This window comes from Halobiforma lacisalsi AJ5, from assembly GCF_000226975.2.
Lineage (GTDB): Archaea > Halobacteriota > Halobacteria > Halobacteriales > Natrialbaceae > Natronobacterium > Natronobacterium lacisalsi.
Genome location: NZ_CP019285.1, coordinates 4,019,983 through 4,033,929, shown reverse-complemented (window position 1 = coordinate 4,033,929; position 13,947 = coordinate 4,019,983). Strand labels below are relative to the sequence as shown.

The 13,947-nt window shown below is 65.8% G+C and carries 14 protein-coding genes and 1 tRNA gene; 7 read left to right on the top strand and 8 right to left on the bottom strand.

The features are described from left to right. The first annotated feature begins 14 nt into the window (after positions 1 to 14). From CHINAEXTREME_RS19665 to CHINAEXTREME_RS19645, 5 genes are all read left to right on the top strand, one after another. A complete protein-coding gene (locus CHINAEXTREME_RS19665) occupies positions 15 to 971 on the top strand; it encodes an ABC transporter permease (RefSeq protein WP_010546706.1) in 957 nt (318 codons plus the stop codon). Next, positions 964 to 2,010, top strand: a complete 1,047-nt coding sequence (locus CHINAEXTREME_RS19660) for an ABC transporter permease (RefSeq protein ID WP_007140523.1) — start codon at positions 964 to 966, stop codon at positions 2,008 to 2,010. Before CHINAEXTREME_RS19665 ends, CHINAEXTREME_RS19660 begins: the two co-directional genes overlap by 8 nt. Then, positions 2,010 to 3,149: an ABC transporter ATP-binding protein gene (locus CHINAEXTREME_RS19655; RefSeq protein WP_007140524.1), complete on the top strand. Its 1,140-nt coding sequence runs from the start codon at positions 2,010 to 2,012 to the stop codon at positions 3,147 to 3,149. Before CHINAEXTREME_RS19660 ends, CHINAEXTREME_RS19655 begins: the two co-directional genes overlap by 1 nt. Next, entirely contained in the window at positions 3,142 to 4,602 is a 1,461-nt protein-coding gene (locus CHINAEXTREME_RS19650; protein WP_029601606.1) for an ABC transporter ATP-binding protein, read from the top strand. Before CHINAEXTREME_RS19655 ends, CHINAEXTREME_RS19650 begins: the two co-directional genes overlap by 8 nt. Positions 4,603 to 4,740: 138 nt before the next feature. Then, positions 4,741 to 5,307, top strand: coding sequence for a hypothetical protein (locus CHINAEXTREME_RS19645; protein ID WP_007140526.1), 567 nt, complete (start codon positions 4,741 to 4,743; stop codon positions 5,305 to 5,307). 116 nt (positions 5,308 to 5,423) lie between these two features. Here the strand turns inward: CHINAEXTREME_RS19645 and CHINAEXTREME_RS19640 are convergent, their stop codons facing one another. The 3 genes from CHINAEXTREME_RS19640 to CHINAEXTREME_RS19630 are packed head-to-tail and all read right to left on the bottom strand — an operon-like array spanning position 5,424 to position 9,026. After that, on the bottom strand, positions 5,424 to 6,749 hold the full coding sequence (locus tag CHINAEXTREME_RS19640; RefSeq protein ID WP_007140527.1) for an ABC transporter ATP-binding protein: 1,326 nt from the start codon (positions 6,747 to 6,749) through the stop codon (positions 5,424 to 5,426). After that, positions 6,742 to 7,836, bottom strand: a complete 1,095-nt coding sequence (locus CHINAEXTREME_RS19635) for an ABC transporter ATP-binding protein (protein ID WP_007140528.1) — start codon at positions 7,834 to 7,836, stop codon at positions 6,742 to 6,744. Before CHINAEXTREME_RS19635 ends, CHINAEXTREME_RS19640 begins: the two co-directional genes overlap by 8 nt. Next, positions 7,833 to 9,026, bottom strand: a complete 1,194-nt coding sequence (locus tag CHINAEXTREME_RS19630) for an ABC transporter permease (RefSeq protein ID WP_007140529.1) — start codon at positions 9,024 to 9,026, stop codon at positions 7,833 to 7,835. The genes CHINAEXTREME_RS19635 and CHINAEXTREME_RS19630 overlap by 4 nt, the downstream gene beginning before the upstream one ends. Before the next feature lie 307 nt (positions 9,027 to 9,333). On the opposite strand from CHINAEXTREME_RS19630, the gene CHINAEXTREME_RS19625 reads away from it, so the two are divergent. Next, positions 9,334 to 10,323, top strand: coding sequence for an ABC transporter permease (locus tag CHINAEXTREME_RS19625; RefSeq protein ID WP_007140530.1), 990 nt, complete (start codon positions 9,334 to 9,336; stop codon positions 10,321 to 10,323). A 7-nt stretch (positions 10,324 to 10,330) separates the two neighbouring features. Here CHINAEXTREME_RS19625 and CHINAEXTREME_RS19620 read toward each other — a convergent pair whose 3' ends face one another. From CHINAEXTREME_RS19620 to CHINAEXTREME_RS19600, 5 genes are all read right to left on the bottom strand, one after another. Then, on the bottom strand, positions 10,331 to 11,311 hold the full coding sequence (locus CHINAEXTREME_RS19620; protein ID WP_007140531.1) for a hypothetical protein: 981 nt from the start codon (positions 11,309 to 11,311) through the stop codon (positions 10,331 to 10,333). Between the two features lie 271 nt (positions 11,312 to 11,582). Beyond that, a tRNA-Met gene (locus tag CHINAEXTREME_RS19615) sits at positions 11,583 to 11,657 on the bottom strand. Positions 11,658 to 11,723: 66 nt separating this feature from the next. Beyond that, positions 11,724 to 12,170 (bottom strand): GtrA family protein, encoded by a 447-nt coding sequence (locus CHINAEXTREME_RS19610; protein WP_007140532.1) that lies wholly within the window; start codon positions 12,168 to 12,170, stop codon positions 11,724 to 11,726. Then, a complete protein-coding gene (locus CHINAEXTREME_RS19605) occupies positions 12,163 to 13,029 on the bottom strand; it encodes a glycosyltransferase (protein WP_007140533.1) in 867 nt (288 codons plus the stop codon). The genes CHINAEXTREME_RS19610 and CHINAEXTREME_RS19605 overlap by 8 nt, the downstream gene beginning before the upstream one ends. A 183-nt stretch (positions 13,030 to 13,212) precedes the next feature. Then, the gene (locus CHINAEXTREME_RS19600) at positions 13,213 to 13,479 is read right to left on the bottom strand and encodes an HAH_0734 family protein (RefSeq protein WP_007140534.1); all 267 of its coding nucleotides are present in this window, start codon (positions 13,477 to 13,479) and stop codon (positions 13,213 to 13,215) included. Between the two features lie 185 nt (positions 13,480 to 13,664). On the opposite strand from CHINAEXTREME_RS19600, the gene CHINAEXTREME_RS19595 reads away from it, so the two are divergent. After that, on the top strand, positions 13,665 to 13,946 hold the full coding sequence (locus CHINAEXTREME_RS19595) for a 50S ribosomal protein L44e (RefSeq protein WP_007140535.1): 282 nt from the start codon (positions 13,665 to 13,667) through the stop codon (positions 13,944 to 13,946). The last annotated feature ends 1 nt before the right edge of the window (position 13,947 follow it).

The window sequence follows — 13,947 nt, the reverse complement described above, 5'->3', positions numbered from 1 at the left end:
CGTATGTATCCATCATGAGTTTACGACGTTTCATACTGAAACGGTTCCTCTCGATCATACCGATACTGTTCGGTGTATCGGTCATCACGTTCGCGCTCGTTCATCTAACACCGGGTGATCCGATCAGCCAGATGGTCGGGTTGAATCCCGATATGACGGCCGCCGACGAGGCACGCCTCCGCGCCCGCTACGGGCTCGACGGTCCTATCTGGCAGCAGTACCTGACGTGGATGGAGAACATCGTCGTCGGCGATTTCGGTGAGGAGATCAGCACCGGACGGGACGTCACCGAGATCATCATGACGCGACTGCCGGAAACGATCGTGCTCGGCCTGTTCGGCTGGGCGTTCGGACTGATCATCGCCATCCCGACCGGGATCTACGCGGCGGTCAACAAGGACAAGCTCGGCGACACGATCAGCCGCTTCCTTGCCCTGTCCGGTATCTCGATCCCCAACTTCTGGCTCGGGCTGATGCTGATCCTGATCGGGTCGCTGTGGCTCGGCTGGTGGAACGTGTTGCCGCCCTCCCGGCAGCCGCTGTACCACCCGGACATGCTGTGGTACCTGCTGCTCCCGGGGATCACGATCGGGACTGCGTCGGCGGCATCGATCATGCGCGTCATGCGGACCTCGATGGCCGAGGAGATGAACAAGGAGTACGTGACGGCGGCCCGCGCGAAGGGACTGCCCGAGCGGTCGGTCGTGCTCAAGCACGTCCTCCGTAACTCCCTGATCTCGGTCGTTACCCTCGCGGCGACACTGACTGCAAGCATCGTCTCCGGGTCGGTCGTCGTGGAGTACGTCTTCAACTGGCCGGGTCTCGGCATGGAGTTCGTCGAGGCGATCAACGGTCGAGAGGTCAATCTCATCATGGCGATCACCCTGTTTTTCGGGGTTACTATCATCATCGCGAATCTGGTAGCAGACATCATGTACGCGGTACTCGATCCGAGGATCAGATATGACTAGGAAGATTTCCGCAGAGCGTGGCCGGATCCAGATCAGCGGTTTCGACGCGGAGAAGGTCGAACGACGCGAACCGCTTTCGGACTGGAGTGAAGAGTCCGGCGACGAGACACAGACGCGGTGGCAGCGGGGCTGGGAACGGTTCAAACGGAACCGGACCGCGCTGATCGGCCTCGCGGTCGTCTCCTTCCTCTCGCTGGTGGCGATCTTCGCGCGGCCGATCTCGGTGATGGGGACGACCGTCCAGCCGTTCTCGCTCGCCCCGTACGACCCGGCGGCGATCCTCTACCTACAGGATCCATCGATCGGCGTGTACGACCCGCCGTCGACCACGAACTGGATGGGAACGGACGCGTCCGGCCGGGACCTGTTCTCCCGGCTCCTCTACGGCGGCCGCTACAGCATTTCGATCGGCTTCATCGTCGTCGTGATCACGGCATCGTTCGGTACCATCTACGGGGCCGTGTCGGGCTACTACGGCGGCTGGACCGACGAGATCATGATGCGTCTCGTCGACACCATCTTCGCCTTCCCGTTCCTGGTCATGGCGCTGGTCATCATCGCGATGCTCGGCGGTGGCTACTGGCAACTCGTGCTCGCGTTCTCGCTTGTCGGCTGGGCGAGCTATGCCCGTCTGATCCGTGGTGAGGTACTGAAGGTCAAGGAAAACGAGTACGTGATGGCCGCCAAGGCCCTCGGTGCACGAGACAAGTCCGTGATCTTCAGACACATCGTTCCGAACGCGATGCCGCCGCTGCTCGTCGTCGCGTCGCTGAACGTCGGGACCGTCGTGATCGGCGTCGCGGCGCTTGGCTTCCTCGGCTTCGGGATGCCGCCGGGCAGCGCGGAGTGGGGGACCATGCTCGACCAGACACGTGAGACGCTCATTCAGGGTCCCGACGGTACGATCCCCTGGTGGGCGACGGTGTTCCCCGGCGCAGCCATCTTCATGTTCGTGATGGCGATGAACATGATCGGTGACGGAATCAACGACGCGCTCGACGCCCAGGAGACGGGCGCGGGTCAACAGGGTGGTGCCTGATGTCGCTGATCGAAGTCAACGACCTGACGGTCAAGTTCTACACGAAGGAGGGCGTCGTCACCGCCGTCGACGACCTCTCCTACCGGATCGAACGCGGGGAGAAGTTCGGCGTCGTCGGCGAGAGCGGGGCAGGCAAAAGCGTCACCGCGCTCTCGCTAATGCGGCTCATCGAGAGTCCCGGACGGATCGAGAGCGGCGAGATCCTGTTCAAGGGCGAGGACCTCCTCCAGATGAGCGAGGAGGAGCTCCGAGAGATTCGGGGCAACGAGATCGCCATGATCTTCCAGGACGCCCAGACCGCGCTCAACCCCGTCTACACCGTCGGCGAACAGGTCTCCGAGGCGATCAGACACCACCTCGATTACGACGACCAGGAAGCGAAAGAGCGGACGATCCAACTGCTCGACCGCGTCGGCATTCCGGAGGCCGAAGCCCGGTACTCCGACTATCCTCACGAGTTCTCCGGCGGGATGCAACAGCGAGCCGTCATCGCGATGGCGCTGTCCTGTGATCCCGACCTGTTGCTCTGTGACGAGCCGACCACGGCGCTCGACGTCACGATCGAGGCCCAGATCCTCGAGGAGATCGAGCAACTCGCCGACGAGTTCGACACTGCGATCCAGCTGATCACCCACGACCTCGGGGTCGTCGCCGAGGTCTGCGATCGCGTGATGGTGATGTACGCTGGCAAGCCAGTGGAGAAGGCTCCGGTCGAGGACCTCTACTACGATCCCAAACACCCCTACACCGTCGGTCTGATGAGTTCGATCCCCCGGATCGGGGACGAACGCGAGCGGTTGCAGACGATCCCCGGCACGATGCCGGACCTCGTCGAGTTGCCCTCCGGCTGTAGCTTCCACCCGCGTTGTCCGTTCGCCGAGGAAGCCTGTACCCGGAAGGAACCGCCGCTGCTCGATCCCGAAACTGGCGAACCCGAACGCGGCCTCGAATCGCCGACCGAACACACCGCTGCCTGTCTCGAGTACACGGGAGCGCTGAAGGAGGGGCTCGATTACTCGGTCGAAATCCGCGATCCGGACACCGACGGCGATACGGAAGCCGCAGTCGCGAACCCGAACGCCCGGTCGGGCCGTCGTACCGAATCCAACGCGAACCCGGAAGGTGAAAGCGATGACTAGACCGAACGAGAGGCCCCTGTTGCGGGCCGAGAACCTGGAGAAGTACTACGACAGCAGTAGCGGAGTCATCGACAGCATCCTCGGCCGAACCCAGTGGGTCAAGGCCGTGGACGGCGTCGACCTCGAGCTCTACGAGGGCGAGACCCTCGGCGTGGTCGGGGAGAGCGGCTGCGGGAAGAGTACCCTCGGCCAGACGCTGCTCCGGCTGATCGAGCCGACCGACGGCTCGGTGTACTACCAGGAGGCCGTCGACCGTCGCGAGGGCCCGGGCGAACCCGAACGCCAGGAGGTCGATCTGACCGAGATCTCGAACAGCCGGCTCCGGGACCTGCGGACTGACCTCCAGTACATCTTCCAGGACCCGTTCTCGAGCCTGAACCCGCGGCTGACCGTCGGGGACATCATCGGTGAACCCCTCGACATCCACGACATCGCCTCGGGCCAGGAGCGAACCGATCGTATCTACGATCTCCTCGAGACGGTCGGCCTGAACGCCAGCCACGCACACCGCTATCCCCACGAGTTCTCGGGGGGACAGCGTCAGCGTATCGGCATCGCCCGCGCACTCGCGGTCGACCCCGAGATCATCATCTGTGACGAACCGGTCAGCGCGCTGGACGTCAGCGTGCAGGCCCAGATCCTCAACTTGCTCGAGGACCTCCAGGAGGAGTTCGGCCTCTCGTACATCTTCATCGCTCACGACCTGAGCGTGGTCGAACACATCTCCGACCGGATCGCGGTGATGTACCTGGGTGAGTTCGCGGAGGTCGGGACGACGGAGGAGATCTTCTCGCCGCCGTACCACCCGTACACGGAGGCGCTGCTCTCGGCGATCCCCGAACCCGATCCGCTCTGGGAGGGCGACCAGATCCTCCTGCCGGGAACGGTTCCGTCGCCGCTGAATCCGCCGTCCGGCTGCCGGTTCCACACCCGGTGTCCGCGGATCATCCCGCCCGAGGAGTACGACCTCGAGCAGGACGTCTGGCGCTCGATCGTCGACTTCAAGCTGCGGCTTCAGGAGGCCGAGAACATCGAGTCGGTGACTGCCATCGCCGAGGAAGAGACCAACGGCGACGACACCGAGCGAATCGATCCGACGACGATCTCCGGTTCGGAGTTCGACGACCTGGTCCGCTCGGAGTTCGACCTCCCCGACACCGTCTCGGACCGCGAGGCGGAGTTGGTCCTCTCCCAGACGATCGACGAACTCCACGCCGGCAACATCGAGGACGCACGCCAGGGGATGGACTCGGCGTTCGTCTCGCCGTGTGAGAAGTTCAGTCCGGACCGGATCCCGATGGGCGACACCCACGAGATCTCGTGTCTGCTGTACGACGAGGAGTTCGCCGACCGCGGGGGCAGGGAACGACGGGATCGGCGGCCGGGAACGGGCACGGGCTCTACGGGCTCTGGCTCGAGCGACGACCCCGGTGACGCCATCGCCGACGACTAATCGGAATCGATCAGGGCGGTTCCTCGACCCCCAATTCCGACCCGCGATTTCTCGAAGAGGTTCCAGACACCCGAATACGGGCTCGAGACGGCCGACACGACCCGAACGTTTTAGTTTTCGCCGCCCCTGCTTGCACCAGTGCGCCGGATCTACGAATCGGATGCGCTCCACAGGGACGACGAGCCGTTTACACCCCGTGAGAAGGACTCGTCGTACAAGATACAGGCGATGCGGTCGGTCGATTCGACCGCGTTGAGCCGGCGAGTTCTCCCACAGGGCCTGCGACACCGTGCGGTGTCGGTGACGGTATCGACGCCCCAGGAGGAGTACGCCGTCGGCGAGCCGATCCCGTTCCGCGTGACGCTTCGGAACCCGCTTCCGGCCCCGGTTGCCATCCCCACGCGCTCGCCGCTTCTCTGGGCGTGGAAGGTCGACGGCTTCGCGGAGGCCGCGGAGATCCAACTCCACGATCCGCCGGACGAGGAGGGCGAACTCGTCCTCGATCGCGGCGAACGAAAGCGAGTAACGAAACGCTGGGACCAGCTGTTTCGGGTCTCCGATTCGGAGTGGGAGCCGGCCGAGCCCGGGGAACACACGATCAGCGCGGAGATCAACGTCGAGGACCCGGTCGGGAAGGGACTCGCAGGGGAGACGACGGTTCGTATCGTGCCGGAAGAGGAGGCCGAACGAACCGAAACGGAGTGACCGGCCGAACGTCGCTTTGGGGCGTGTAAGAACTCGTTTCTCGTCGTTCTACCCTCGAGGTCGAGGCTGCTACACGTCTTTTATTACATACGGTCCTCGATCGCCGACTGCACCCATTAGCCGTCGGTCTCGAGCGTTCGAGACGACGAGCGCGGAGCCGCCTCGACGGCCGAATCGTACCGGTGACACCGAACCTGGCGCTCGTGTCGGTCTCCGTCGGCTGGCGATTCGCGCCCGCATACCGTCGGGAACGCTTCCGCGAGGGTATCGGTCGCAGCATCGAGGTCACCGCGGGCGATCGCCTCGGCCGCGGCGGCGACGCCCTCCTCGGCACGGTCGTCCGGGAGTTCCGCGGGGAGATCGAACGCCTCCCGAACCGTCGTCTCGTCGATTCCTGGCTCCGGGTCCTCGCTCCCGCGGGCGGCGTCGATTTCCGGGGGTAGCTCGCCGGTTCGAACGGAAAACCGGAAGGCTGCGACCGTTCGCCAGAGATCGGCCTCGAGGTCGACGTCCGCGGGGGCGATCACTTCGGGACAGCGCGGATGGAATCGACAGCCGGCGGGCGGATCGCTCGGTTCGGGAACGGAATCGGTCAGCGGCCGGGCCAGTTCCCGATCCGAGGGATCGAGGCTCGGAACCGAGCCAAGCAGGACGCGAGTGTACGGGTGGGCGGGATCGTTCAGCACCTCCGCGGTCGGCCCGCGTTCGACGATCTCGCCGAGGTACATGACCGCAAGCCGGTCGCAGAACTGCCGGACGACGTCGATGTCGTGGCTGATGAACAACACGGCGACGTCGAACTCGCGACGGACGTCGTCGAGCAGGGCGAGCACGTCGGACTGGACGCGGCCGTCGAGCGCGCTGGTCGGTTCGTCGGCCACGATCAGGTCCGGGTTGAGCACCAGCGCCCGCGCGATGGCGATGCGCTGTTTCTCGCCGCCGGAGAACTCGTGAGGGTAGCGGTCGGCGTCGTCGGCCGCGAGACCGACCCGCTCGAGCAGGTCGGCGACGATCCGCTGGCGCCGCTCGGCGTCGTCCATTCCGTGGAGGGCAAGCGGTTCCGCGACGGCCTCGCCGACCGTCATCCGGGGGTTGAACGCGTCGTTCGGATCCTGGACGATCAGCTGCGCGCGCCGCCGGAACGCCCGGAGGTCGGCCCCGGACAGGTCCGTGACCGACTCGCCGTCGAACCGAATCTCGCCGCCGGTCGGCTCCTCGAGGCGCAGCGCCGACAGCGCCGTCGTCGTCTTGCCGCTGCCGGACTCGCCGACCAGGCCGAACGTCTCGCCGCGGTCGATCCGGAAACTCACGCCGTCGACGGCGCGGACGCGGCCGACCTCGCGCCGGAGGAATCCCCGCGTGATCGGGAAGTGGGTCTCGAGGTCCTCGACCTCGAGGAGAGGGTCGGAGCGCTCGTCGGCCCCGCCGATCCGTTCACTCACGGCTCTCACCTCCCGGTCCGCCGAGCAGTCGACGTTCGTCCGGTCCCCTCCGTTCGTCGATCGTCGCCGGGTCCCGCTCCGGGCCGTAGTAGACGCAGGCGGCCCGGTGAGCGTCCCGGCTTTCGACGGGGTGGAAGGCGGGCTGATCGCCGCCGGCACAGTCGTCGACCGCGTGGGGACACTCGCCACGGAACCGGCAGCCGTTGCCCGGGATCGCCCCTCGAGCCGAGCGATCGTCACGACGTGAGACGCCGTCGTAGCTTGCCATCAGTTCGCGGGTGTAGGGGTGGGCGGGGCGATCGAACAGATCCTCGACGGGGCCGCGTTCGACGATCGTTCCGCCGAACATGACGAGGACGCGGTCCGCGAGCGCGGCGACCACCCGGAGATCGTGGGTCACGAGCAGGAGGGACATCCCGCCGTCGATCAGATCTCGGAAGAGTTCGATCAGCCGGGCCTGGACCGTCACGTCGACGGCGGTCGTCGGCTCGTCGGCGATCAATAGGTCCGGGTCGGCCGCGAGCGCGATGGCGATCGCTACCCGCTGTTGCATCCCGCCGGAGAACTCGTGGGGGTAGTCGTCCACGCGCGCGGCCGCGTTCGGGATGCCGACCCGCCCGAGGAGTTCGATTCCGCGGTCGACCGCCTCGCGTTCGGGAACGTCCTCGTGGATCGTGATCGCCTCGACGAGCTGGTCACCGACCGTATAGACCGGATCGAGCGCACTCTGGGGATTCTGGAACACGTGGGCGATGCGGCTCCCGCGGATCGCCTGCAGTTGCGACTCCTCGGCCTCGAGCAGCGAGTTGCCGTCGAAATCGACCGTGCCGCCGACGATCTCGGCCGGCGGTCGGGGGACGAGCCCGGTCAGCGACTGGCAGGTGACGCTCTTCCCGGAGCCCGATTCGCCGACGAGACAGACGGTCTCGCCGCGGTCGATCCGGAAGCTCACGCCGTCGACGGCGCGGATAGAGTCCCCCTCGGTGGTGATGTGTGTTCGAAGGTCCCGAACGGTCAGCAGGGGCTTGCGGTCGCCGCGTCGCAGCGCGTCGGTACCGTCCGTCGTATCGTCGGTGTGAAGCGTCATGGGTTCTGTCGGGGATCGAGCGCGTCGCGAAGCCCGTCGCCGACGAGCTTCAGCGAAGCGAGGGTCAGTGTCAGCGCGACTGCAGGCAGGGTCGAGACCCACCAGATCTCGTGGGCGGCCATCCTGAGCCCGACGCCGGTCACCGGCGGGTCGAGACCCTCCTGGATCGTCGACCCCCACGAGTAGAGTTCGATGTCGTGAAAGCCCAGGAACGCAACCCCGGCCTCGACCAGCACGAGCAGCGCGAGCAGGTGGAAGATCGCCGGGACGAGCGTGTTGGTGATGTTCGGCACGATGTGGCGTTTCGCGATATACACCGGCGATGCGCCCAGGCTGCGAGCGACCAGCACGTGGCCGTCCTCGCGGCGCTGTAACGTCTCGCTCCTGACGAGGCGGGCGATCCCGCCCCAGCTGAGGAGGCCGAACATCGCGAGCAACAGGAGCAGGGAGGCGTTCCAGTACATGTAGCCGATGAAAAACGCGACGATCGCGGGCACGCACAACTGGACGTCGATGTAGCTCGTCAGAAGGTCGTCGATTCGGCCCCCTCTGAAGCCAGCCACGACGCCGACCGTCGATGCCAGCGGGACGATAAACGCGGCGGTAAAGACGAGCACGTAGAGGGTTATCCGTGCCCCTTCGACGAGCAGGTACCCCATCGGGTGGCCCCGGTGGTTCGTTCCCAGCGGATACGAGAGCGAGCCCTCACAGTAGCGCGTGATCCCTTCGCCCTGGTGGATCTCGCCGAGACACTCGGCGTGCCACCCGGCCTGGCTCGTGAACCCGTACGGGGCATGTAGTCGGTGGGCGAACGATAGTTCCGGCGAGCCGAGAATCAGGGAACCGAAGATACCGACCAGCGACAGCGCAGCGAGGAATCCGGCGGCAGCGGCGTGGGTCGGCCGTGAGACGAGCCTCGAGAGGATCCGACGGGTTACGTCCGGTCGTCGAACGGCCGGAACGCCCACGAGCGACCCCAGGACGACCATTCCCAGGACGATCACCCAGTCGATGCGCTCGAGGTGCCACCCGAGCGAGACGATACCGGCCGTCTCGAGGGTATACAGTGCGGTAAATGCGAGTAGACCGACCACGACGGTGGCCCTCGTCGACGAGAGGGATCGTCCCGAGCGGTCGATTTCCTCCCAGTCGATCCGCTCGAAACGGTGGGTATTGTCAGTATCACTCATGGAGGGCGGATGATCGTAATCAGATACCACCATATAATAAAAGTTCGCCCAGTATCGGCGCGGAAGTTCGGGAACCGATACGTTTTTTGTAGGTCCGTTGGTACCACGTCCCATGATTCCCTCCCGGCTCCGACCGGATCGTGTCGGACCGCAATCGCGCTCGATCAGACCCGTCGATCCGTTCGCCCTACGGCGGTCTCGAGGTTCGAATCCCCGATCCCGTCCCCGGTCGGGGCACTGTGAGTATCGAGATGCGTCGCGGCCGACCGTCGCGACCGGTTGCCCTGTCTCCGCGAGGTGAGCGGAGATGGGGTTTCTCCGGGTCGTCGCGAAGCGGTTCGCCATGGGGTTCGTCGCCGCGTGGACCGTCCTGACAGCCGTCTTCGCCGCGTTCACGATGAGCCGCGACTGGGTCGCCGAAGGCCTCGAGGGGCGAATGCGGTTCGTGGGGGCCGATGAGGCCGAGATCGAACGCGCGATGGAGGAGTACCTCGCGACTCACGGGCTGGATCGACCGCTCTGGGAGCAGTACGTGGACTGGATGGGCAACATGCTCACCCTCGAGTGGGGAGAAGCGTTCTTCCTCAGTTCCGAGGGGGGATCCGGCTCCCAGGCAGCGGTCCTGGGATCAGGTGATCCGGTGTTCTCGATGGTGATGGACGCGACCGTGCGGACGGCGATGTACATCCTGCCGGCGATCGGCCTCGCGATCGCGCTCGGTCTCGCCGTCGGCGTCTACGCCGCGTTGCACCCCGAGAGTCGACTCGCCAACGCAGGGCTGTCCACGGCCTACCTCTGTTTCGCCCTTCCGAACTTCTGGATCGGCGGGATGTTGGTCTCGCTGCGCGGCACCGAGGCGGTACCGAACTCGGCGCTTCTGTTCGATCACGCCCTGCCGATCGCGCTCACCGCGACGACGCTGCTTGGCGGCTACGTGAGTTACTCGCGGGCCCACTCGCTCGAGTATGCGTCCGCCGACTTCGTGACCCTGGTGGAGGCCAAGGGCGCGGGGAGCCTGCGGGTGGCGAAACACATCGTCCGTAACGCGGCGATCCCGCTGTTCTCGATGCTGTTCACCGAGGCGCTCGCGTTGCTCGTCCTGGCCGTCTTCGTGATCGAGTCGCTGTTCGGGATCGGCGGTTTCGGCCGGCTCCTCTTCGACGCCGTCCACGCGCGGGACCTGCCGGTCGTCCTCGGCTGTACCCTCGTCATCATCGGCGTCGGTATCGCGGGCAACGTCGTCCAGGATCTCGCGTACAACAGCCTCGATCCGCGGGTCGATACGGGGCGGCGGTAACCCTTCGTCAGGGCTGGACGCCGCCGTCGCTGTCCTGTCCCCTGATTTCGGTCGGGTCGAACTCGAGCAGGGGCTCCCCGCAGTCGCGACAGCCGAGCGCGAGCACCTCGTAGGCGCGACAGCAGGACTCGACCGTCTCGTCGTTCAACTCGATCGCGCCGCCACACTGGGGGCAGGCGTCGTGGAACGACCGGAGCGCCTCGAGCAGTTCGACGCGCTGACCGCGCGGCACCGTCTCCCAGCGGTCCGTCCAGGCATCCAGGGCGTCGTGGGTCGCGAGGTCGGCGATCAGCGCCGCGTCCCCGGGCCACTTGTGGATTCGACGACCGACCTCGATAGCGGGGTACTCGCGGTCTTTGACCTCGACGGCCGCGGACTCCGCGCCGAACAGGTCGGCGACTGCGGCCGGGTCCGGGTCGCCGACGTGATCGGCGTGGCGGTCGATCGCTCCCTCGAGGCGGTCGGCGAACCCGTCAGTGAGACAGAGGTCGTCCGCGTCCTCGCAGGGTTCGACGACGTCGACCTCGAGGAGGAACGTCTCGGGATCGACCGCCTCCTCGCGGTGGCGCTCGAGTTCCTCGAGGGTTTCCCACTCCTCGTCGTCGGGATCGCCGGCGTCGCTCTCGGCCGCGGCGTTCTCGACCGGCGAACCGTTTCCGGACTCGGTCCCGCCGGAAGCCGTCGAGGCGTTCGCCGCCCGCGTCTCCTCGACCGGATGCGGCCCCTTGTCGAACAGCGCGAGGACGCGATCGGGGAAGTACCGCTTGGTGAGCGTCGGCGTCCCGGGGACGAGATACCCGCGAAGGTAGATAGCGAGCAGCGAGGCGACGAAGGCGACGGCCCCTACGCCGGCGGAGACGACCGCGAGCAGCGCGCTCGCGACGGCCGCGATGACAATGTTGACCGCGGTACACGGGAGACAGCGATTGTCGCCCGTATACTCTGGGTTCCGAAACCGCTCGAGGAGCGACGTGGGCTGGCCTGACATACCCCGGCGTTGGAACTCGGGGGTGAAAACAGGTGTGGGATCGTGAGACATTCCCGGGAAATACTTGTGGCCAGACCGACCGAGGCGTCGTGGCATCCGAGCGATTCGGTTCCGGCCTCGAGACGGTTTGAACGATATACCGGTCGCTCACCGCTCGAAAGCGTACTGAGGGCCGTTATCCCGACGAATTCGAAATAGTAACGAGAGCCGCTAGCTACTCTCGCCGCTCGGGGGACTCGTCTCCGTGTCTCGTTAGGTTCGCGGCGAAAAGTAGCGGGAGGTAGATTTGAACTACCGATCTGCGGGTTATGAGCCCGCCGGAATCTCCTGGCTATCCCATCCCGCTACCTCATCGTAACCGAGTGCACTAGTTAAGGGTTGTGATTCCGCTGCCGTGTGGGGATTTCTGTCGCTACTCACGGTGGACCTTCCAGGTAAAGAGGCTCTCGAACGTGTAGTTGACGAAGAAGCCGACGGCGATACCGACCACGTTCGCGAGCAGGTACCAGACACCGAACAGTTCGATAAGCGCCGCGTAGACGCCCAGCGTGACCAGAAAGCCGCCGAATCGAACCGTGTACGACCGCAGGAGGCGCTTGACAAGCGCCCGTGGGGCCATCCGTCCGTACGTCGAGAAGGTCCAGGCCTCGTTGATCGCGAAGATCACCGCGATCGCGAGCACCCAGGCGACGACCTTCGCGGGGACGAACCCGATCCCGACGAGTTCCACGAGCGACAGCAAGACGCCGTTGTCGACTGCCGCACCGACGACGCCGACGCCCGCGAACTGGCCGAATCGCGTGATCGACACCAGCGCACGGGCGCGCATTCGGACCGCCTCGAGCAGGGACTCAATCATCGTCGGCGTTGCCGTCAGGGTCCGATTCGGGCGGGAACTCGGCGTTCGCTCCCCGCTCGAGTTCCAGCCGTTCGATCACCCGTGTCGGCTCCGACGGGCGATTCGCGACGGACGAGAGGGGTCTCCAGCGCCGGCTACCCTGGTCGTCCCTCTCCTCGCTCGCACTCACTCGCGTCGCACGCCGGCGAGCGCGGACCGCACCGCGGACGAGTTCGAGGGGGGTTTCGACCGAGGAGACCGTCGAATCGGGCGCGTCGGCCCACGTCACTGGTACCTCCTCGATCCGATAGCCCAGGGCGTCCGCGAGCGCGATCAGTTCCACGTCCCAGGCGAAGCCGTGTTCCCGGAGGTGCGGACAGACCGCCGTCCAGGCCTCCGCGTCGATGGCTTTCGCGCCGCACTGGTAATCCGACACCGAGACGGCGAGCAACCGGCGGGCAAGCCACGCGAACGCGTCACCGAGGCGCTCGCGGAGCGCCGACTGGCTCGAGAGCACGTCGGCCTCGGGGTGACGGCGGGTGCCGACTACGAGGTCCGCACCCCCTTCGCGGGCCCGGTCGACGATCGTTTCGATGGAGTCGACCGCCGTGCTCCCGTCGGCGTCGGCGAAGGCCAGGACGTCCGTCTCGAGCGCACAGAACCCAGCCGTCACCGCGGCCCCCTTGCCACGCCGGTCGTCGACGGCGTTGATCGTCGCCGGAAGCGCCTCGAGAGACTCGACCGTCTCTGGCCGGGGATCGTCGAGTTCGATCCGGATCGCAGCGGGCTCGAGGCGCTCGTCGAGATCCGACACGTACGCGCGGAGGGCATCGACGTTCGGGCGAAACGCCGGAACGACGAGACCGAGCGTCCGGCTCATTCGTCCGTAGGGTCCCGTCGATCCCTCAAAAACGTACTGAAAATGATAGCTTGCCTGTCAGTTGTGGTGAGCGGGAACCGACTGTCGGGAGGTGACACGTCGGGTGCGACGGGACGAGGTACCCGGAGCAAAAACGGTCGGCGAGCGATCGGGTGCGGCGATCCGCGCGAGGCGCGGTCGGCGTTACAGTGCGAGGTCGCCGTTCGCCCGGATCACGTCGACGTCGGCGGCGTCGACGCGATCGACGTCGAGGAAGTGGGGGACGTAGTTTCGCTTCTCGTAGTCCTCGTACTCGGACTGGTCGCCGACGGTACACCAGAGCTGGACGTCCTCGGGGCCGTGCCACTCGCCGTTGCGGTTGATCCCGAAACAGACCACCTCTTCGCCGTCGTACTCGACGATGGCGCCCTTTCGGATCCCCGGGTCCCCGTAGATGATGAGCTGTTTCATAGGTCGGAGTTCGGAAGAGGGACGATTAAACGCTTCGAACGCGTGACGCACTCGGTCGCTCTCCCGGCGTCCCGGTGGTCGTCGGTTCGATCGGACAGCCCTTCGCCCCCATTCCGTCGGCCGACGACAACGAACCAAACGGGTTTTAAACGGCCCCGTCTTAGGCCACGGCAAGTGAGATAACGATGCAGATGCCACGCCGATTCAATACGTACTGCCCGCACTGCAACGAACACCACGAACACGAAGTCGAGAAGGCCCGATCCGGCCGCTCGTCGGGGATGAAGTGGGACGCTCGGCGTACCGAGCGACACACCTCGAGCATCGGTAACTCCGGTCGCTTCTCGAAGGTGCCGGCCGGCGAGAAGCCGACCAAGAAGACCGACCTCAAGTACCGCTGCAGCGAGTGTGGCAAGGCCCACCTCCGCGAGGGATGGCGCGCCGGCCGACTCGAGTTCCAGGAGTGAT

Bases quoted from the DNA above. Each gene is read 5' to 3' on its own strand.
- CHINAEXTREME_RS19665 (WP_010546706.1), top strand. From the start codon at position 15: ATGAGTTTACGACGTTTCATACTGAAACGGTTCCTCTCGATCATACCG.
- CHINAEXTREME_RS19660 (WP_007140523.1), top strand. From the start codon at position 964: ATGACTAGGAAGATTTCCGCAGAGCGTGGCCGGATCCAGATCAGCGGT.
- CHINAEXTREME_RS19655 (WP_007140524.1), top strand. From the start codon at position 2,010: ATGTCGCTGATCGAAGTCAACGACCTGACGGTCAAGTTCTACACGAAG.
- CHINAEXTREME_RS19650 (WP_029601606.1), top strand. From the start codon at position 3,142: ATGACTAGACCGAACGAGAGGCCCCTGTTGCGGGCCGAGAACCTGGAG.
- CHINAEXTREME_RS19635 (WP_007140528.1), bottom strand. From the start codon at position 7,836: ATGACGCTTCACACCGACGATACGACGGACGGTACCGACGCGCTGCGA.
- CHINAEXTREME_RS19630 (WP_007140529.1), bottom strand. From the start codon at position 9,026: ATGAGTGATACTGACAATACCCACCGTTTCGAGCGGATCGACTGGGAG.
- CHINAEXTREME_RS19625 (WP_007140530.1), top strand. From the start codon at position 9,334: ATGGGGTTTCTCCGGGTCGTCGCGAAGCGGTTCGCCATGGGGTTCGTC.
- CHINAEXTREME_RS19620 (WP_007140531.1), bottom strand. From the start codon at position 11,311: ATGTCAGGCCAGCCCACGTCGCTCCTCGAGCGGTTTCGGAACCCAGAG.
- CHINAEXTREME_RS19610 (WP_007140532.1), bottom strand. From the start codon at position 12,170: ATGATTGAGTCCCTGCTCGAGGCGGTCCGAATGCGCGCCCGTGCGCTG.
- CHINAEXTREME_RS19605 (WP_007140533.1), bottom strand. From the start codon at position 13,029: ATGAGCCGGACGCTCGGTCTCGTCGTTCCGGCGTTTCGCCCGAACGTC.
- CHINAEXTREME_RS19600 (WP_007140534.1), bottom strand. From the start codon at position 13,479: ATGAAACAGCTCATCATCTACGGGGACCCGGGGATCCGAAAGGGCGCC.
- CHINAEXTREME_RS19595 (WP_007140535.1), top strand. From the start codon at position 13,665: ATGCAGATGCCACGCCGATTCAATACGTACTGCCCGCACTGCAACGAA.